This is a genomic window from Pacificispira sp. (assembly GCF_965228185.1).
Classification (GTDB): domain Bacteria; phylum Pseudomonadota; class Alphaproteobacteria; order UBA8366; family Aestuariispiraceae; genus Pacificispira.
Window position 1 is genome coordinate 810,312 of sequence record NZ_CBDDHE010000008.1, and the last position, 19,244, is coordinate 829,555.

At 65.3% G+C, this 19,244-nt stretch carries 18 protein-coding genes; 4 read left to right on the forward strand and 14 right to left on the reverse strand.

All coding sequences use genetic code 11. From position 1 onward, the window contains the following. Position 1: 1 nt before the first annotated feature. Both ACO06O_RS18650 and ACO06O_RS18655 read right to left on the reverse strand, forming a co-directional pair. Positions 2-1,126 (reverse strand): mandelate racemase/muconate lactonizing enzyme family protein, encoded by a 1,125-nt coding sequence (locus tag ACO06O_RS18650; RefSeq protein WP_421883262.1) that lies wholly within the window; start codon positions 1,124-1,126, stop codon positions 2-4. A 120-nt stretch (positions 1,127-1,246) separates the two neighbouring features. Next, positions 1,247-2,725 (reverse strand): cyclic nucleotide-binding domain-containing protein, encoded by a 1,479-nt coding sequence (locus tag ACO06O_RS18655; RefSeq protein WP_421883265.1) that lies wholly within the window; start codon positions 2,723-2,725, stop codon positions 1,247-1,249. A 157-nt stretch (positions 2,726-2,882) separates the two neighbouring features. Between ACO06O_RS18655 and ACO06O_RS18660 the strand changes: the two genes are divergently transcribed. Beyond that, on the forward strand, positions 2,883-3,857 hold the full coding sequence (locus ACO06O_RS18660) for an acetyl-CoA carboxylase carboxyltransferase subunit alpha (protein WP_421883721.1): 975 nt from the start codon (positions 2,883-2,885) through the stop codon (positions 3,855-3,857). Then, positions 3,817-4,155, forward strand: a complete 339-nt coding sequence (locus ACO06O_RS18665; RefSeq protein WP_421883268.1) for a hypothetical protein — start codon at positions 3,817-3,819, stop codon at positions 4,153-4,155. Before ACO06O_RS18660 ends, ACO06O_RS18665 begins: the two co-directional genes overlap by 41 nt. A gap of 21 nt (positions 4,156-4,176) precedes the next feature. Here the strand turns inward: ACO06O_RS18665 and ACO06O_RS18670 are convergent, their stop codons facing one another. The 11 genes from ACO06O_RS18670 to ACO06O_RS18720 all read right to left on the reverse strand — a co-directional run bounded on the left by ACO06O_RS18670 (position 4,177) and on the right by ACO06O_RS18720 (position 14,147). Then, positions 4,177-4,917, reverse strand: coding sequence for a protein phosphatase CheZ (locus ACO06O_RS18670; RefSeq protein WP_421883271.1), 741 nt, complete (start codon positions 4,915-4,917; stop codon positions 4,177-4,179). 98 nt (positions 4,918-5,015) lie between these two features. Next, entirely contained in the window at positions 5,016-6,785 is a 1,770-nt protein-coding gene (gene ccmI, locus ACO06O_RS18675) for a c-type cytochrome biogenesis protein CcmI (RefSeq protein ID WP_421883274.1), read from the reverse strand. Continuing rightward, positions 6,782-7,321 carry a cytochrome c-type biogenesis protein gene (locus ACO06O_RS18680; RefSeq protein ID WP_421883277.1) on the reverse strand — a complete coding sequence of 180 codons (540 nt, stop codon included), beginning with the start codon at positions 7,319-7,321 and terminating at the stop codon, positions 6,782-6,784. Before ACO06O_RS18680 ends, ccmI begins: the two co-directional genes overlap by 4 nt. Further along, a complete protein-coding gene (locus ACO06O_RS18685) occupies positions 7,318-7,899 on the reverse strand; it encodes a DsbE family thiol:disulfide interchange protein (protein WP_421883279.1) in 582 nt (193 codons plus the stop codon). The genes ACO06O_RS18680 and ACO06O_RS18685 overlap by 4 nt, the downstream gene beginning before the upstream one ends. A gap of 10 nt (positions 7,900-7,909) precedes the next feature. Then, the gene (locus ACO06O_RS18690; RefSeq protein WP_421883282.1) at positions 7,910-9,910 is read right to left on the reverse strand and encodes a heme lyase CcmF/NrfE family subunit; all 2,001 of its coding nucleotides are present in this window, start codon (positions 9,908-9,910) and stop codon (positions 7,910-7,912) included. 33 nt (positions 9,911-9,943) lie between these two features. Continuing rightward, positions 9,944-10,477 (reverse strand): cytochrome c maturation protein CcmE, encoded by a 534-nt coding sequence (ccmE, locus tag ACO06O_RS18695; protein ID WP_421883285.1) that lies wholly within the window; start codon positions 10,475-10,477, stop codon positions 9,944-9,946. Further along, positions 10,474-10,665 (reverse strand): heme exporter protein CcmD, encoded by a 192-nt coding sequence (gene ccmD, locus ACO06O_RS18700; protein ID WP_420419075.1) that lies wholly within the window; start codon positions 10,663-10,665, stop codon positions 10,474-10,476. The genes ccmE and ccmD overlap by 4 nt, the downstream gene beginning before the upstream one ends. A gap of 15 nt (positions 10,666-10,680) precedes the next feature. After that, the gene (locus tag ACO06O_RS18705) at positions 10,681-11,496 is read right to left on the reverse strand and encodes a heme ABC transporter permease (RefSeq protein ID WP_420419076.1); all 816 of its coding nucleotides are present in this window, start codon (positions 11,494-11,496) and stop codon (positions 10,681-10,683) included. Positions 11,497-11,627: 131 nt separating this feature from the next. Next, positions 11,628-12,296 carry a heme exporter protein CcmB gene (gene ccmB, locus ACO06O_RS18710; RefSeq protein ID WP_421883289.1) on the reverse strand — a complete coding sequence of 223 codons (669 nt, stop codon included), beginning with the start codon at positions 12,294-12,296 and terminating at the stop codon, positions 11,628-11,630. Next, positions 12,293-12,940: a heme ABC exporter ATP-binding protein CcmA gene (ccmA, locus tag ACO06O_RS18715; protein ID WP_421883292.1), complete on the reverse strand. Its 648-nt coding sequence runs from the start codon at positions 12,938-12,940 to the stop codon at positions 12,293-12,295. The genes ccmB and ccmA overlap by 4 nt, the downstream gene beginning before the upstream one ends. Positions 12,941-13,010: 70 nt before the next feature. After that, the gene (locus ACO06O_RS18720; protein ID WP_421883295.1) at positions 13,011-14,147 is read right to left on the reverse strand and encodes an OmpA family protein; all 1,137 of its coding nucleotides are present in this window, start codon (positions 14,145-14,147) and stop codon (positions 13,011-13,013) included. Positions 14,148-14,450: 303 nt separating this feature from the next. On the opposite strand from ACO06O_RS18720, the gene ahcY reads away from it, so the two are divergent. Further along, a complete protein-coding gene (ahcY, locus tag ACO06O_RS18725) occupies positions 14,451-15,740 on the forward strand; it encodes an adenosylhomocysteinase (RefSeq protein WP_421883298.1) in 1,290 nt (429 codons plus the stop codon). Between the two features lie 138 nt (positions 15,741-15,878). Beyond that, entirely contained in the window at positions 15,879-18,158 is a 2,280-nt protein-coding gene (locus ACO06O_RS18730) for a PAS-domain containing protein (RefSeq protein ID WP_421883301.1), read from the forward strand. 26 nt (positions 18,159-18,184) lie between these two features. Here the strand turns inward: ACO06O_RS18730 and ACO06O_RS18735 are convergent, their stop codons facing one another. After that, positions 18,185-19,210, reverse strand: a complete 1,026-nt coding sequence (locus ACO06O_RS18735) for an NAD(P)/FAD-dependent oxidoreductase (RefSeq protein ID WP_421883305.1) — start codon at positions 19,208-19,210, stop codon at positions 18,185-18,187. Positions 19,211-19,244: the final 34 nt, after the last annotated feature.

Genomic DNA, 19,244 nt, shown 5'->3' on the forward strand with positions numbered 1-19,244 from the left:
GCTACTGTCCGGCGTCGAACCTGGCCTCTGCCGCGTCGATGACGGCGTGGTCCAACTCGAATCCCAGACCAGGTGCGTCGGGCAGGCGCATCCAGCCCTGTTTCGGGGCCAGGCCGGGCGTCGCGACCGTATTGTCCTTCGCCAATTGCCACATGATCTGATTGCCGTCGTCCAGATTGGGCATGGCGAGGGCAATCTGATGTTCGGCGCAAGTCGTGATGCCCGAGGTGAAGGAGCTGTGGATGCAGATCTTCATGCCCGCCGCCTCGGCCACGGCGGCCGCCTTCATCATCGGGCGGACCCCGCCGATTTCTCGCGGGCCGATGCAGATCATATCGGCCGCCCGGCGGCGGCAAATCTCATAGACGTCATAAAGGGTGAAGGCAGCCTGATCGGCGACGACGGGGATACCGATCGACTGCCGCACATGGGCCAGCGCCTCCAGGCTCCAGCTTGAGGTGGGCTGTTCGATGAAATCGATGTCGAAGCGCTCCAGCTTCTTGGCCATGCGGATCGCCTGATACGGATCCCAGGCCTCATTGGCATCCAGGCGCAGGCGGCTCCCCCCGATCTCCGCCCGGACGGCGGCGACGATATCCAGGTCGATCTGTTCCGCGCGCCCGACTTTCAGATAGAAGACGCGCTCGCCCGCCGCCATGCCGGCCGCGGCATCCTTTGCCAGGTCTTCCGGCGTGTCGCCCTGCAGGAAATAGAAATAGCCGACCTTCTCCCGTTTCGCCCCGCCCAGCAGCTTGTGGGCGGGCAGGCCGGTCAGCTTGCCCTGAAGATCGATCAGCGCCATGTCGAAGCCGGACATCATCTGGTTCGCCGCGCGCATGACATTCGCGCCATTGGCATAGTACCCGGCCTTTGCCGCGCGATCCGTCAGCGCGTCCGCATCGAAGGGCGACTGGCCGACAAAGAAGGCCGTCAGCCGTTTCAGGATCGCCGCCGACCCCGCCTGATCCGGCGCCACGGTCGCCTCGCCGATCCCGGTCGTGCCGTCGTCGGCGATGATCTCGATCAGGTTGACCGCGAAGCTGTCGCGCACGCCATAGGACCAGTGATAGGGCTGACGCAGGGGCAGGACGAGCGGGCGGATACGGATTTCGGCAATCTTGGTCATGGGGCGGTGCTCTTGCGGTTGCGGGACCTCCACAATGCCGCGCCGCCGGGCGCGCAGTATCCCGCTTCCGACATAATTTGACGCAAGCCGGCCCGAACCGGATCAACGACGGCGCACCGCCTAGATCCCGAAGAACTTCTTGATGCCTTTCAGGAATTCCTCGCTCAGGGAGGCCCGGCGTTCGATACCGGTTTCGGCGTCCAGCGCCGCGAAGGCCTCGCGGGTCCGCATCTGACGTTCGGCCAGGGTCTCCGACAGGCGCTCCGCCAGTTCCGGGCGGCGCTGGAGGATCGGGGCCAGCGTGTTCTTGGTGATCTCGAACCCGACCGAATCCACTTCCGGCACCACGGTCGCGCCGCGCGGGGCGCCGGTCAGCAGCGACAGCTCCCCGAAAAAGGCGCCGGGCGTCAGCGACCCGACCCGGGTTTCGCGCCCATCCGCCCCGGCGACGAAGACCGACAGCATGCCTTCCTTGACCACGAACAGCGAATGTCCGGCCTCGCCCTGCGAGACGACCGGCACGCCGCGCTTGAACAGGTGCTGGGTCATCTGATCGTTGATGACCAGAATTTCCTCGTCCGTCAGCGGCGCGATCAGGTCGATCGCATGCAGGAAATCGATGTCGCGCTGCGGCGCCTCACGCGGCAGGCTGCGCCATTCGATGCGCTGGGCCGGGACATGCACGCCGGAGAAATGCATATTGCGCAGGATCGCGCGCTGCACCTCATAGCGCAGGCGGTGCAGGCTGCCGTAATCCGGGATCCAGAACCGGACCAGCCAGACCGTCCCGCTTTCGGTGAATTCCTTGATCCGCACCTCGGATTCGCGCGGCACGTCGACCACTTCCTGCACCGACCAGATCGCCGATTTCAGCAGGCGTTCGGCGCGCCAGGCCGTGATGGAATAATCCAGCAGGATTTCGATCTCGTCGCGGAAGAATCGGTCGGGCGTGCTGTAATTCTTGAACCGGCCGGTCGCCAATTCGGAATTGGAGATGATGACGGTGGTTTCTTCCTTGGTCAGAAGCCGCGTCGCCCGCCAGTTCATCATCACGACCTTACCGACCGTGCCGTCGTTCAGTTCGACCCAGTCGCCGATACTGAACGGCCGCTCGACCCCCAGCGCGACCCCGGTGAACAGGTCCGAAATCATGCCACGCAAGGCAAAACCGATGACGGCAATGACGATGGACGACGTCGTCAGCAGCCCCGTCACCGGCAGGTCGAACACAAAACTGAGAACGATGATCAGCGCCGCGACATAGATCAGCGCGGCCGACATGTCGATCAGAAGGCCCGGCGCGGGGACGCCCGAACGCGCCTCGACGATCCCGGTCCACAACAGGACCCGCAGCCAGCGCTGCGCGGCGAAGGCGGCGGCGAACCAGAACAGGGCGGTGAGGCCCTTAGTCAGCCACGCCGCCTCGACACCGTCCGGGTCCAGGTCGAAAGCCCCGACGATCGAGCCGGCATCAAGGGCCGCGACGATCAGGACAAGCGCCAGGGCGATCGGCCAGATCAGTCCGATCGGCCCGAAACCCGCGCCGGTTTTCGGTTCTTCCGCGTCCTTTGTAGGATTGCTGTTCCGACTGTCCTGCATCCGCCCCCGGTGCGCCCCGCGTTCTGTCCTCCCGCACAAAGAGACCTTAGAACAGACCTGCCGCGCTTGGGAAGCGGCACAGCGGAGATTTGCAATGCGGGATGCGTGTGCTAGTGAACCCGCGAGCGATAACAAATGGGGGCTAGTGGCCCGCGCCATGCGGAACTATCTGGATTTCGAACAGCCGATCGCCGATCTGGAAGGCAAGATCGAGGAATTGCGCCACCTGACCGACGACGGCGGCGTGAACATCGCGGACGAGGTCGCACGCCTGCAGGCCAAGTCTGACAAGCTTCTGCGCGCGACCTATCAAAAATTGTCGCCCTGGCAGAAGGTTCAGGTCGCCCGCCACGCGGACCGGCCGCATTTCTCGGACTATGTCGCCGGGTTGATCGACAATTACGTGCCGCTGGCCGGCGACCGCGCCTTTGCGGACGACAAGGCGATTCAGGGCGGGATCGGACGCTTTCGCGGCCGTTCCGTCGTGATCCTGGGGCATGAGAAGGGCGCCGATACCTCCAGCCGCGTAAAGCACAATTTCGGCATGGCCCGCCCGGAAGGCTATCGCAAGGCGATCCGCCTGATGGAACTGGCCGAACGGTTCGGCCTGCCGGTCCTGACCCTGGTCGACACGCCCGGCGCCTATCCCGGTGTCGACGCGGAGGCCCGCGGCCAGGCGGAAGCCATCGCCCGGTCGATCGAAACCTGCCTGAAGCTGAAGACGCCGCTGGTGTCGCTGGTCATCGGCGAGGGCGGCTCCGGCGGGGCCATCGCCATCGCGGCGGCGGACAATGTGATGATGCTGGAACATTCGGTCTATTCGGTGATTTCACCGGAAGGCTGCTCGACCATCCTGTGGAAGAAGGACGGATCGGAGAAGGTCGTCGCGGAAACTCCCAAACTGGCGGAATCCCTGCGCATGACGGCGCAGGACCTGCTGGAACTGGGCGGTGTCGACACGATCGTTCCGGAACCGCTGGGCGGCGCGCATCGCGACAAGGCGGCGACCATCGATGCCGTCGGCGACGCTTTCGGCGAGGCCCTGGACAAGCTGTCCGGCAAGACCGTCGACGAACTGCTCAAGAACCGCCGTGAGAAATTCATCGCCATCGGGCGCGACAGCCTGTCGTGACCTCCGCCGGCTCGGCGCGGCACTGGCAGCGGCCCTCTTAGCGGCCGCCTGCCAGCCGCCGCCCCCTCCCGTGCCGGAGGGCTGCGTCGTCGGGGTTCTGACCGGCGAGGGCGCCACCTGCCAGGCGATGCGCGACGGCAAGGACCGGCTCTACAGCTTCTACTCCGACATGACGGGTTATCGCCTCGGCGAGACGGTCTGCGTCTGCGGTTCGGAGGCGCAGATGTCCTTCTGTCAGCAGGGCACGGTGATCGAGGTCACCCATCTTGGCCGGACCTGCCCCGGTACGACGGAATGACCTGTCGTCGCGGAAACCCGATCAATCGAACAGGGCGTCGATTTCGTCCTGGCTGATCGAGCCGTCGCCCTGGATGGCCGGACCGTGCAGTTCCTCGCCGGCTTTCGGCGGGGCCTTTTCTTCGCCGCTCGTGACGCTGGCGAAGGCGCTGTCGCCGCCCCAGATTTCCATCATCTTGCGCACCCGTTCGTCGATGAACTCCATCGTGTTCACGACCTTGGTGATGCGCTGACCGGTAATGTCCTGGAAGTTACAGGCCTCGAAGATCGCGGTCGCATGTTCGAACAGCTCGTCGACCTGGGTCTGGGAGTCGCCGGACAACTCCGCGCGCAGGCGTCCGGCCACATCTTCGATGGCCTCCGCCGCGTTGATGATCCCGTTCGTCGCATATTCGGTGTCGCCGACAACGGCGCGCAGGGCCTCTGAAGCGGTCGCGATCTTGTCGTTCGTCGGATCCGCGCTGCGCAGGGTGGCGATTTCCTGTTTCGTACGCTCGATGGCCTCGGACAGTTCCTGCAGGTCGAATTTCAGCCGCTCGGCCTCGACGATCTGCTTCTTGAAAGTTTCCGCGTCGACGCTGCTGGACGATGGCTGCTGGGCCGTGCCGCCGGCGGACAGGGCCTGCACTTCCTTGCGCAACCCTTCGATCGATCGACGGATCTCGGCGAGTTCCCGGCTGTCCGCCGGCGCCTCGGCGACGGCCGATTGCTTGCCGTTTGGAAACCGCGATTGCTCGATACGGAACAATTTACCTCTGGTCATATGGTCCTACCTCGCACCGGAACTGAATCACCGTGAAACCGCATTTGTGTCACAGGGGCCAAACACCCCTTCCATACACGAACAGGCGATTTCTAAAACTAGTTTCCAACAGGTTCTGCAAACAATCGGTTAATTTCCGCTTCCAAAGAGGCACGTTCCGGCGATTCAGGCGGCAAGGCTGTCAGGGCGCGCTCGAAATAGCTGCGCGCCACGTCTCGATTCCCGCCCCGATAGGCGTCGAGTCCCAGGAACCACAAGGCTTCGATATTCCCCGGGGCGATCTTTTCGACCCGGCGCATCAGGGCAACGCTTTCGGGCGTCTGCTGTTCACCGGCCTGGGCCCGCAGGATCCGGGCACGATCGATCAGTATTTCCGGATTGTTCGGCGCCAGGTCCGATGCCCGTGCGAGGGCCGCGTCGGCGTCGTCCAGCCGTCCCAGCACCGTGTAGGACCGGCCCAGCATGATCCAGCCCTGCAGATCGTCCGGATTTTCTTCCAGGCGCGCCGCCAGGCCGCCGACCATTCCTTCGATCATCTCCCGCCGCTCTTCGGCCGTCATGTCCTGCGCGGCGGCGACGTCTTCCTGGCTGGGCCCTCGCGTCGAGGCGGTGGCCGGGGCGGGCGTGTCCAGCCCCAATTCCTGCGCCAGCGCCGTCAACTGACGCATCGGGAAGGGGGCGGCGGCGAATTGCGCGGCGGCCGTGTCCAATGCCGCCTGCGCGCCGTCGCGATCGTCCAGCACCATGCGCGAGCGGATGAGCCGCAGCCAACCGTCGAAATCGGACGGATCGTCCGCCAACCGCGCCGCCAGACCGTCCACCATGCCCTGGATCATGTCCTGGCGCTCGGCCTCGGTCATATTGGCGGCCGCAGCCATGTCTTCCGCCGTCGGACCACCGGAATTCCGGGCGACGGTATCGGCCAGAGACGGGGCCGCGGCGGCGCCTGCCAGCAGCATTTCCTCCAGGTCGACGCCCATATCGGCGGCCAGTTCCTCGGCGCGCTGCCGCACCACACCGGCCCAGGTCGCATCCGGTCCGGCCCGGTTCAACAAGGCCACCCACCGGGTCAGCGCATCTTTCAACCGGCCTTCTTGGCGGTCATAGGCGCCGAGATAGAAATGCGCCCGAGGATCGTCCAGGGTCAGGCTCAGAACCTTGTGGAAGGTCGCGGCGGCGGTATCGCTGACATCGCCATTGGACCAGAAGACCAGCGCCTCGCCATAGGCGGAGTTCAGCGCCGCGTCGTCCGGGAAGCTCTTCAACGCCTCTTCATAGGCGGCGGCCGCCTGGGCGTAGTTGCCCCGCATCATTTCCGTGCGACCCAGCAGCGACCAATCCGCCGGGGCGCCGTCCCCCGCCGCCAGTCGCGCGGTCAGTTGCGCTGCCATGTCGTCCAGATTGCCCGCCTCGCCGTCCTCCCCGGCCACAGGCTGGCTCCCGGCACCACCGGCATTCTGGGCCAATTGCCGTTCGGCCTGCCGTAGGGCCAGGGGCATGTCGGGATTGGCCGGATCGCCCTGGTCCAGATACAGCAGGACCGTCAGCGTCAGAGCCCCCGCGATCAACGCCGCCGCGACCGCCTGGGAGCCGGTGCCGGACCGCCGCTCGCGCACGGCCGATTGGCGCCGCCGGTCCGCCGCCAGCAATCTGCGGCCGATCTCGACCCGGCTGGCCTCGGCCTCCTCGGCGGTGATGCGGCCACGGTCCAGATCGCGCGCGACCTCATGGAGCTGGGACTTGTAGACCGTGACGTCATAATCGGCGACATCCGGCTCTTCGGCGCCCGGCGCCTCACGCAACAGCGGGCGCAGCACGGCGTAACCGGCCGCAACGGTCGCCAACGCCGCGAATACCCAGAAAATCATTCGCGGCCTCCCTCGCCCTTACCACCGCCGCCCGGCGACGAATCTTCCGCCAGCAAGCTGTCGATGCGGCGGCGTTCCTCGGCGCTCAAACCGCCAGATTCCGCCATCCTCGGAACCGCTGTCCCTACAGAGCGCCCCCTGAACCAAATAAAAACCGCCACCGCGCCAAACGCGACGAAGGCGAATGGTCCGACCCAGAGCAGGATCGTCCCCAAGGCCATGGGCGGGGTCAGCAGAACATAATCGCCGTAGCGATCGACCAGGTAGCGTTTGACCTCGGCATTGCTGTCCCCGGCGACGAGGCGTTCGCGCACGATGATGCGCAGGTCGCGCGCCAGGTCGGCATTGGAATCGTCGATCGACTGGTTCTGACAGACCAGGCAACGAATATCCTTCGAAATTTCCCGGGCGCGAGCTTCCAGGGCCGGGTCGTCCAGGATCTCATCGGGCAGGACCGCCATACCTGGGGTCGCGGCCAGAAGTCCCAGCGCCATCAATCCGGCGACGGCCAGAATGAGTTTCTGCCAAAGGGTCATTGCGCCCTCATCGCGTCGATGCGGGGCAGAAACTCCTCCTCCAGCAGGCGCGGCGTGATCGGGCCGACATATTTATAGACCACCTCGCCCTCGGGATTGATCAGGAAGGTTTCCGGATAGCCGTAAACGCCCCATTCGATCCCGGCACGGCCGTTCGGGTCGTAGCCGATCCGGGTATAGGGATCGCCCAGCTCGTCCAGCCAGGCAATCGCCGCCTCGCGCCGGTCCTTGCTGTTCAGGCCGTAAACCGGGATGCCGTAATCCCGCGCCAGCGCCGTGATCAGCGGATGTTCGACCCGGCAGGGCACACACCAGGAGGCGAAGACATTGACCAGGATCGGCCCACCACCGAAATCCTGCGGACCAAAGCCCGGCTTATCCGCCTTCAGCGCGGGCAGTTCCACCGCCGGCACGGGATCGCCGATCAGGGCCGACGGCACGATGCTGGGATCGCGCCCGCCGATCAGCTGATAGGCGAAGACCGCCAGCAGGCCGGAAAACATCAGCAGCGGCAGTAGGCCAAGCCACCAGCGCCGCTTGGGCCGTTCAGCATCCGGCGCGTTCGTTTCGTCGCTCATCAGATCGTCCTCATTCCGCGGGCTGTGCTTTTCCGCCGGCGGGTGCGGCGCTGCGTTTCGGCGCGCCGACGCGCAGCCGCCGGTCGCTGAGCGACAGGAACCCGCCCAGAACCATCAAGGTGGACCCGATCCACAGCCAGGGCACCAGCGGCTTGAAATAGAGCCGCACCGTGAACCGGCCCTGCCCGGCCGGATCGCCCAGCACCGCATAAAGATCGTACCAGAGCGTCGATCGGATCGCCGCTTCGGTCGTCACCTGACCGTTCGAGACATATTGCCGGTTCTCGGATTGCAGGATCTGGGGTTCCGCGCCGGCGGATCCGGAAGGCACGACCGAGAAGGTCCCGCGCTCGGCATTGTAGTTCGGCCCCGGCACGTCGCGCACATCGGTCAGGGTGAAGTCGAACCCGCCGACTTCCACCGTCTGGCCGATGGTGACCGCCTCGATCTTTTCCTGGGTCAGAAGCGACGCGCCGGTGGCGCCCGCGATCACCACGGCGATCCCCAGATGCGCGGCGGTCATGCCCCAGGCGGCGCGGCTCAATCCGGTCAAGCGCCGCAGAGCCTGGCCCGCCGTCACGGTCTGGGTCGGGCGGCATTTCCGGTACAGTTCCGTCAGGACCGCACCGATCAGCCAGGCCGACAGGCCCAGACCCAGAAGGGCGATTGCGGCCTGTCCCCAAACCGCGATACCGGCGACGATCGTCACGACGAGCGTGAAGACGAAGGCGACCCAGAGCAGCCGCAAGGCCGGCGCCAGATCGGCGCGCTTCCAGGGCAATAGCGGCCCGACGCCCAGCGCGACGAAGAGCGGCGCCATGATCGGCACGAAGGTCGCGTTGAAGAACGGCGGACCGACGGAAATCTTGTCATCCGTCGCCAGTTCCAGGAACAGCGGATAGAGCGTGCCCAGCAGGACCGTCGCCGCCGCCGTGGTCAGCAGCAGATTGTTGAGGACCAACGCCCCTTCGCGGCTGATCGGGCGGAACAGACCGCCGCCCGTCAGCAACGGTGCACGCCAGGCATAGAGCGCGAAGGACCCGCCGATGGCGACCGCCAGCAGCGCCAGGATGAAGACCCCGCGTTCCGGATCGCTGGCAAAGGCATGGACCGAGGTCAGCACGCCCGATCGCACCAGGAAGGTGCCGATCAGGCTGAGCGAGAAACCGATGATCGCCAGCAGGATGGTCCAGCTTTTCAACGTATCGCGCTTTTCGACCACGATGGCGGAATGCAACAGGGCCGTCGCCACCAGCCAGGGCATGAAGCTGGCATTCTCCACCGGATCCCAGAACCAGAAGCCGCCCCAGCCCAGCTCGTAATAGGCCCACCAGCTACCCAGCGCGATGCCACCGGTCAGAAAGGCCCAGGCCAGAAGCGTCCAGGGCCGGACCCAGCGCGCCCAGGCCGCGTCGACCTTGCCTTCGATCAGCGCCGCGCACGCGAAGGAAAAGACGATGGAGAGGCCGACATAGCCGATGTAGAGCATCGGCGGATGGAAGGCGAGGCCCGGGTCCTGCAGCAAAGGATTGAGGTCGCGGCCTTCCAGCGGCGCCGGAAAAATGCGTTCGAACGGGTTCGAGGTCAGCAGCATGAACAGCAGGAACCCGACCGTGACCAGCGCCTGTACCGACAGGGTGCGCGCCTTCAGACCCGGCGGCAGATTGTCCCCGAATATCGAGACCAGCGCGCCGAACAAGGCCATCACCGTCACCCAGAGCAGCAGCGACCCTTCGTGATTGCCCCAGGCACCGGACACCTTGTAAAGCAGCGGCTTCAGAGAATGGGAGTTCTGGACCACGTTCAGGACCGAGAAATCGGACGTCACATAGGCGTGGATCAGCGCCAGGAAGGCAAAGAGCAGCAGGCCGAACTGGACCAGCGACGCCGGGGCCGCCACCGCCATCCAGCGTTGGTCGCCGCGCGCCGCGCCCAGCATCGGCACCGTCGCCTGGATCAGCGCCACGCCCAGGGCGAGGGTCAATACGTAATGGCCCAATTCCGCGATCATGCTGTCTCGCTCCCGTCCTTCCGCAACTCTTGGTCAGCCCTTGCAGGGATTGGCGCCCGAGGGCGCGCCGGCCGCCGCGACCGTCTCGCCGCCGCCCTCCTGCCAGGTGCCGGCGCGCTTCATCGCCTCCACCGCTTCCGCAGGCATATAGGTTTCGTCATGCTTGGCCAGAACCTCCTCCGCCCGGAATTCACCGGCGGCGTCGGTCAGTTGGCCCAGGGCGACGACGCCCTGGCCGTCGCGGAACAGGCTGGGCAGGATGCCTTCATAGGTCACCGTCACACGGTTGGCGCCGTCGGTCACCACGAATTCCCGGGTCACCCCGTCGCCGCGGATGCGGCAGCTGCCAATCTCGACCAGCCCGCCGATCCGGAAGGTCGCGCCCGCCGGCACCTTGCCCTCAACCACTTCCGTCGGGCCAAAGAACAGGTTCACATTGCTTTGCAGGGCGGTCAGGGTGAGGGCCGTCGCCGCCCCAAGGAAGGTCACGCCGCAAACGACCAGGATCAGGCGCATCCGCTTGCGTTGCGCCGCCGGGGACCGCCGTCTTGCCGCCGTCTCGCTCATGCGCCCTCCGTCCGATCACGCCGCGCGCGGCTGTCTTGCAACAGGTCCAGATCCCGCTGACGGGTCCGGATCCGGCGCAGCGTTTGTGCGGCCAATCCCAGCATCAAGACGGCGCATAGTCCATACGAGCCCCAGACATAGACGCCGTTGCCGCCCATATGCCAGAAATCTGCAAGCGTCTCGAACATGGATCCCTTTCCGCCTCAGGCGCCGCGCGGTTCTGCGCGGAAACCGGCCCGGAGCGCCCGCAGACGCACCGACGCGAATTCCCCGCGCAGCCGCAGGATCAGCAGCGCCAGAAAGGCCAAGGTGAACCCGGCCAGCATCAGCATCAGCGGCAACAGCATTTCCGGCGGCAGATCGCCGCCCTGCTGCGCGGCCGCCGCCGCCAGATCGGCCGGAAGGTTCTCGGCCTGAACCGCCGCCTCCGGCTCGCCGAACACCGCGCCGAACAGATCGCCCGCCAAGGTCGATTTCTGATGCAGCGTATTGAAGAAATAGACCGAAAACTTGATCAACGGAATGTTCACGACGCCGACCAGCGCCAGGATCGCGGCCGGTTTGTCGCCGCGCGCCGGGTCGTCGAAGGCATTGGCCAGTGCCAGATACCCGAAATACAGGAACAGCAGGATCAGCATCGACGTCAGCCGCGCATCCCATACCCAATAGGTGCCCCAGGTCGGTCGGCCCCAAAGCGACCCGGTGACCAGGCAGATGATGCAGAAGACGCAGCCGATGGGCGCCGCGGATCGGGCGATCAGGTCGCCCAGCGGATGTTTCCAGATCAGGAAACTGGCGCTTCCCAGCGCCATCACGACATAGGCACCCTGCGCCAGAAAGGCCGTGGGAACATGGATATACATGATCCGGACCGTCTCGCCTTGCTGGAAGTCGGGCGGCGAGGCGTAAAGGCCGAAATACAGCCCGGCGGCGATCAACGGCAGGCACAGCGCGACAATCCAGGGCAGCACCCTGTCCGCCACACGCATGAACTGACCCGGATTCGCGAACCGATGCATCCCGTTCGATCCCATCATGCTCTGCTCGACCCCGCGGGGCAGGGGCGATCCGCCCTTGTCCTACACGCTCCAGCCGTTTCGTGCACGTTGATTTGGCTCAAACTTTCGGGTCCGACCAGTCCTCCGACGCCCTAACCTTCGACACCGTGACGAACCGCCGCGGCGGCGGCCAGCGGCGCCAGCGGAATCGCCGCCATCAGGATCGCCGCGAGATATAGGAAATGCGCGGTCGGCGGCACGCTGGTCAGGACGGCGTCCACGGCTGTCACCCCAAAAATCAGGATGGGGATATAGAGCGGCAAAACCAGCAGCGCGATCAACAAGCCTGCCCGGCGGGCCCCGAGGCTGAGCGCCGCGCCCACCGCGCCGATCAGACTGAGGCTGGGCGTGCCGAGCGCCAGCCCCGCCAGCAGGACCGCATAGCCCTCGGCCGGAAGATTGAGCAATATGCCGATCAGCGGCGCGATTGCGATCAGCGGCAGGCCGGTCGTCAGCCAATGCGCCAGGCATTTCGCCAGAACAACGAGCGACAGCGGCGTCGGCGACAGGGCCATCTGTTCCAGACTGCCATCGGCAAGGTCCTGCTGAAACAGCCGATCGAGCGACAGCATGACCGACAGCAGCGCCAGGACCCAGATCACGCCCGGCGCAATGCGCGCCAGCGTGTCCGGCGACGGCCCGACGCCGAAGGGAAACAGGGACGCTGCGATGACGAAGAAGCCCAGGACCAGGGCGAGATCGGCACTTTGCCGTATCGCCAGGCGCAAATCGCGCTGCAGAACGGCGCGGAACCCCATCATGCCGGGACCCGCCCGAAAGCGCCCGGCGCGTAATCGCCGAGATCCAGGGACTGACCGCCCGGCAGGGTGAATTCGATATGGGTGGACAGGACGACCGACCCCCCGTTCCGGCGGTGATCGGCCACCAGGTCTTCGACCGCGCGCACCGACACTGTGTCCAACCCCACTGTAGGCTCGTCCAACAGCCAGATATCGGCATCCGACACCAGAAGCCGGGCCAGGGACAGGCGGCGGCGCTGACCTGATGACAGGATCGCGCCCCGCGCATCGGCCAGTGCCGAAAGGTCGAGCGCGCCGAGAGCCGCGTCCAGCCTGCGACGATCCCGCAGTCCGGCCAGGTCAGCCCAGAAGGACAGGGTTTCGCGCACGGTCAGGGTCGATTTGACCGGATCGGCATGCCCGATATAGGCGATCCGGGCGCGCTGCCCCTCGCGATCCGCCGCGACCGGCGCGCCGTCGATCTCCAGATGCCCGTCGAAGGGCTCCAGAAGACCCGCCAGAAGGCGCAGAAGGCTGGATTTACCACTGCCGTTCGGCCCGGTCAGCAGCAGCGCGCCGCCGGCATCGAGCGTGAAGCCCAGATCTTCGAAGACCAGCCGCGCGCCGCGCAGGCAGGTCAGCCGATGCGCCGAGAGAATTGCCATGACGCTTTCCATGCGGCGCGGACGGGCCGCGCGTCAAGCGGTATGCGCGTCGGCCCGGTTCGCTTTCGGATCACTCGAGCAGGATTTCGACCCGGCGGTTCTTCGGTTCGCGGACACCGTCGGCGGTCGCGACCATCGGTTCCTCCTCGCCCCGGGCGAAGGTGACGATACCGGTCGCGGGCATGCCCAGTTCGACCAGCATGCCGCGCACCCGATCCGCCCGCTTCTCGGACAGGCCCATATTGTACTTCTGGGTGCCCGACGTGTCGGCGTGGCCGGTCAGGATGATGCGCGCAATGTTGCCGTCCCGGGCAAAGCCGGCCGCCTGGCGCAGGATCGCCTCCGTCGCGGGCGTCAGCTCCGTTTTATCCCAGTCGAAATAGACGATGAAGTTCCGCGTGATCTCCGGTTCCACCGCGGGCGGCGGGGGAGGTGGCGGCGGGGGCGGAGGCGGCGGAGGAGGCGGCGGCGGAACCGCGGCGATCTGGGGCTCCGGTTCCGGCACCGGTTCGACCGCCGATTTCATCGGCAGCGGTTCCGGCTCTGCCTCGGGCCGCGAATTGCCGACCGGGAAGGTGTAGCGAAGGCCGATCGTGAACAGGTGATCGTAGAATTCGGACCGGGACCGGACGCCATTGGCCGTATTGACCTCGACTTCCGGCACGGCCAGGAAGTTGTACTGGCCCGTCAGCTCGACATTGTCGTGCAATTCGAAGGACACGCCCGCGATCGCCTGCAGGGCGAGGTTCGGGTCCGCGTAATCATCGATGGACGATGTGCCGCCGGCGGTGATGACCGGCGAGACATTCTTATAGTTCAGATAGGCGACACCGGCGCCGACCCCCAAATAGGGCGAGAAGCCGTCCGCTTCGAAATCGTAGAGGCCGTTGACGATCAAGGTCCAGGCGTCGACGTCGCCGGTCGCGGTGCCTGCGCTGATGTTCTCGACGGTGCTGGTGCGATAGCCGAACTCCAGTTCCGACCGCCAGCCTTCTTCATACTTGAACCCGAAGGTGCCGAGAGCGCCGGGGCCGCCGGAATGCTCGATCGACTGGTCGGTGTTCGGGACGTCCAGGTCCTGTTCATGCGGAATGTTGTAGCCCGCGCCGAAACCCAGATAGAATCCGTCGTCACGGGCCGCCGCCGCGCCGATGCCCAGCGCGGAGACCGAGGCCGTCGCAGCGGTAATAAGGATCAGGCGATTCATGTCCGCCTCTCATCGTTCCTGTTATTTGGTCGGACATACCAGATACTGTGAAGATATGCCCAATCTCTCCTATTCATACTTTCTGTAGTGATTTGCCCTCTATGTCGACATGTAATTTCCCAACCGCACCAGGGTTGGTATGGCTGAAAGGATGCATCGGCGCCGAGGTCGGGATTCAACGTCTGGGCGCGCCGCGCCTTGCCCGCATGGGGCTGCGCTGGTATATGCCCGCAAATTGCGGACTCCGCGCAATACCGGGGCGCCCAGCCGTGCGCCCGTTCCAAACGTGAAAGGGTGAAGACCATGGCCGAGGACTTTAAAGTCAAGGACATCTCGTTGGCCGATTGGGGCCGCAAGGAAATCGAACTGGCCGAAATCGAGATGCCGGGCCTGATGGCACTGCGCGACGAGTTCGGCAAGGCTCAGCCGCTGAAGGGCGCCCGCATCGCCGGCTGCCTGCATATGACGATCCAGACCGCGGTCCTGATCGAAACCCTGACGGCGCTGGGCGCGGAAGTCCGCTGGTCGTCCTGCAATATCTTCTCGACCCAGGATCACGCCGCCGCCGCCATCGCCGCGTCGGGCGTCCCGGTCTTCGCCTGGAAGGGCATGAACGAGGAAGAATTCTGGTGGGCCATCGACATGACGATCGAAGGGCCGAACGGCTGGGTTCCGAACATGATCCTGGACGATGGCGGCGACCTGACCGTCCGGATGCACGAGAACTTCCCGGCGCTGCTGGACGATGTGAAGGGCCTGTCGGAAGAAACCACGACCGGTGTCCACCGCCTGTATGAAATGGCGAAGAAGGGCACGCTGAAGGTTCCGGCCATCAATGTGAACGACAGCGTCACCAAGTCGAAATTCGACAACAAATACGGTTGCCGCGAAAGCCTGGTCGACGCCATCCGCCGCGCCACCGACGTGATGATGGCCGGCAAGATCGCCGTCGTCGCCGGCTATGGCGATGTCGGCAAAGGTTCCGCCGAAAGCCTGCGCAATTCGGGCTGCCGCGTGCTGGTCACCGAAGCCGACCCGATCTGCGCCCTACAGGCCGCGATGGAAGGTTTCGAAGTCGTAACGATGGAAAACGCGGCCCCGCGCGGCGACATCTTCGTCACCGCCACGGGCAATGTCGACGTCATCACCGTCGACCATATGCGCGACATGAAAGACCGGGCGATCGTCTGCAATATCGGTCATTTCGACAGCGAGATTCAGGTCGACGGCCTGAAGAATTTCAAATGGGACAACATCAAGCCGCAGGTCGACCAGATCGAATTCCCCGACGGCAAGAAGCTGATCCTGCTGGCCGAAGGCCGTCTGGTGAACCTGGGCTGTGCGACCGGTCACCCCAGCTTCGTGATGAGCGCATCCTTCGCGAACCAGGTCCTGGCCCAGATCGAGCTTTGGAACCATGCCGAGAAGTACGACAACCAGGTCTATGTCCTGCCGAAGCATCTCGACGAGAAGGTCGCGGCGCTGCACCTGGAGAAAGTCGGCGCGCAGCTGACCAAACTGTCCGAAAAGCAGGCCGCCTATATCGGCGTCGCCGTCGAAGGCCCGCACAAGCCGGAAGCCTATCGCTACTAAGCGCTACGTTCCGGCCGGATACCGGCCAAGCGTTAAAGGGCGGCGCATCGCGGATGCGCCGCCTTTTTCGTACCCCCCTTTCAGCATCCGGGCGAACCGCACTAGACTGGCCGCGGTCCGTAAGGGGAAATGCGCCGGATGGAATCGCCCGAACTGGTTTGGCCCTATATCGCGTCCGCCGGATGTGCGGCCGCCGCTGTCCTGGGCATGCTGCTGTGGCGCGTGCGGACCGCCCGGCGTCGGGCGGAGGCGCGCGTCGACAGACTGCAGGCGCTGTTGGAAGACTCGCCCTATGGCGTCATCCGCTGTCGGCCGGAAGGCTGGCGCCCGAACCCGGCCGCCGCCGCGATCCTGAAGCTGGACCCCGACCGCCTCGTCGCACCCGATAAGGCTTTGGCCCGTTTCGCCGACCGGCATCGCGAGGCGATCGGCGAATCCGCGGCCGCCATGATCCGCGACGGCCGTCCGTTCGAAATGACCGTCGACACCGACGAGGAGGGATTGGTCCTGACCCTCTGCGGCCGATCGGTCGAGGGTGACGCGGCGATCTGGCTGCGCGACGACAGCGCCTCGGCCTGGCTGGCCGAACAATATACGGAGCGCGAGGATGAAGTGGCGCTGCTGCGCGGCGTGCTCGACACGGTAACGCATCCGGTCTGGTGGCGCGATCGCGACGGCCTGAAGATCGCCGGGCACAACCGGGCCTTCCGCGACATGTTCGGCGGCGACGAAAGATCCCGCAGTCTGGGTGCACCGGAACGGGCGATCGATCTGGCGCGCCTGGCCCAGCGCACCGGCCTGCCGCAGAGCGAAAGCCGCCACATCGTCCTGGGCGGCGACCGTCACGCCATGGATGTCTTGGAATCGCCGGTACCCGGCCATCAGGGCATCGTCGCCGGCATGGCCCAGGACATGACCGCCTTGGAAAACCTGCAGATGACCCTTGCCGAACATATCGCGGTACAGGATCAGGTGCTGGAACGCCTGACCTCGGCCATCGCGATCTTCGGACCCGACCGGCGGCTGAAATTCTTCAACCCGCCCTATGCCGACATGTGGCGCCTGTCCCATGACGTCCTGGACGACCAGCCCGTCATCGGAACCTTGCTGGAGCTGCTGCGCGAGAACCGGCAGCTGACGGAAATGTCCGATTTCCCGGCTTTCAAACGCCAGATGGAACAGCTGTTCACAGCCCTGATCGAACCGCGCGAAGACCTGTTGCACTTGCCCGACGGGCGGACGGTGCGGGCCGTGGCCTCGCCACATCCCCTGGGCGGTCTGATTTTCCAATACGAGGATGTGACCGACCGATTGGCGCTGGAAAGCTCCCATAACACCCTGACCGCGGTGCAGCGGTCGACCCTGAACTCGCTGTTCGAAGGGGTCTGCGTCTTCGGTCGGGACGGTCGGCTGAAACTGTTCAACGACGTCTATGCGGGCCTGTTCGGTCTCGATCCGGCCTGGCTGGCGACGGAGCCCCATATCTCGGAAGTCGCGAACTACGCCAAGGGCATGCTGCGCACCGAGGAAGATTGGGAGAGTTTGCGCCGGCGCCTGATCACATCGGTGTCGGAACCGGCCGCGCGCCAGGGCCGCATGAACCTGGTCGACGGGCGGGTGATGGACTACGCCTATGTGCCCCTGCCGGACGGGCAATGCCTGGTGCTTTACCTGGACATCACCGATTCGACCCAGGTCGAACGCGCGCTGCGCGAACGGAACCGCGCCCTGGAAAACGCGGACCTGTTGAAAAGCCGGTTCGTCTCCAACGTGTCCTATGAGCTGCGGACGCCGCTGAACGCCATCATGGGCTTCGCGGAGTTACTGCGCCTTGAAACCTTCGGCACCCTGACCGAACGGCAGAAGGCCTATGTCAACGACATCCTGGTCGCGGCGTCGGACCTGTCGGATCTGATCGGCGATATTCTGGATCTGGCGGCGGTGCAGGCAGGCTTCATGCAGTTGGAATCCGTCGAGATCGATCTGGCGACCATGATGCCGGAGGTCTGCGAGCTGGTGTTGCGCGACCGGCCGCTGACCGCGCGGCTGACTTTCGACAAGCCGACACGCCCTGGCCGGGTCCTGGCGGACCGCCGGCGCCTGTTCCAGGCGCTGCATTACCTGATCGCGGATGCGGCGCGGCATGCCCCGACCGGGCCGGAGGCGGCCATTGTTCTGACCGAGGAAGCGGGCCGCCCGGCCATCCGTATGACCGTCCCGCTGACCCTGGCCGACGATTCCGCCTGGGCCAGCCGGGCGTCCGGCAATCCCGATCTGGATATTGTCGAGCATGCCCTGGCGACCGGCGCCGATATCGGCATCAGCCTGGCCCGTTCACTGATCCACGCCCAGAAAGGCCGCATGGAGGTCGCGGAGGATGGGGTTACCCTGATCTGCTCTTTCGAGCCCGCCGACTGACGGACGCGTAACCGTCCGGACAACCGTCAGCCGGGCACGCCCTTGGTCGTCGAATATTCGAAATGCAGGGCCTCGCCCGGATAGACGATGCCGTGAATGCGGTGCGCGGCGGCCGCGGCATCGGCAAATCCCTGCAAAATGAGCTTCAGCTTGCCCTCATACATCGCGACATCGCCGATGGCGAAGATTCCGGGCAGCGGCGTCTCGCAGGTCGCCCGATCCACCGGGATCGTATTGCGGTCCACCGTGAAGCCCCATTCCGCAATCGGCCCCAGCTTCGCGGCCAGTCCGAAGAAGGGCAGCAGAACGTCCGCCTCCAACAGCCGCTCATGGCCGTCGAAATCCTTGACCTTCACCCCGGTCAGGCGACCGTCGGCGCCTTCCAGGCCGCTGAGCTGACACGGCGTCACCAGTTCCAGCTTACCCTTTTCGGCCCAGGACATCATACGGTCCACCGATTCCGGCGCGGCGCGGAACTTGTCGCGGCGGTGCACGACATAGACCTTCCGTGCCACTTCCGGCAGCGACATTGCCCAATCGACCGCGGAATCGCCGCCCCCGGCGATCACCACCGTTCGGTCGCGGAAATCCTCACGCCGCTTCACCATGTAGAAGACCGACGTCCCCTCATACTTGGCCAGCCCATCGAGCGGCGGCCGGTTCGGGCCGAAGGCGCCGCCGCCGGCGGCAATGATCACGGCCTTGCATCGAAACTGTGTGCCTTTGGAGGTTTCCAGCGCATAACCGCCTTCCGCCAAGGGCGTCAGGACCGACACCTGTTGGTTCAAATGATAGACCGGATCGAAGGGCGCTGCCTGGGCCTCCAGATTTTCGATCAGCGCCGCGCCGTCGATGCGCGGATGGGCCGGAATGTCGAAAATCGGCTTTTCGGGATACAGGGCCGTGCATTGTCCGCCGACTTCTTCCAGCGAATCGACGATATGCGCGCGGATTTTCAGCATGCCCAGTTCGAAGATCGCGAACAGGCCAACGGGCCCGGCCCCGACGATGACGACATCGGTTTCGATCGGCGCGGCGGCGGTCTCGGTCATGGTTGGCACCCCGAATGTGTGAACGGTTGGGTTT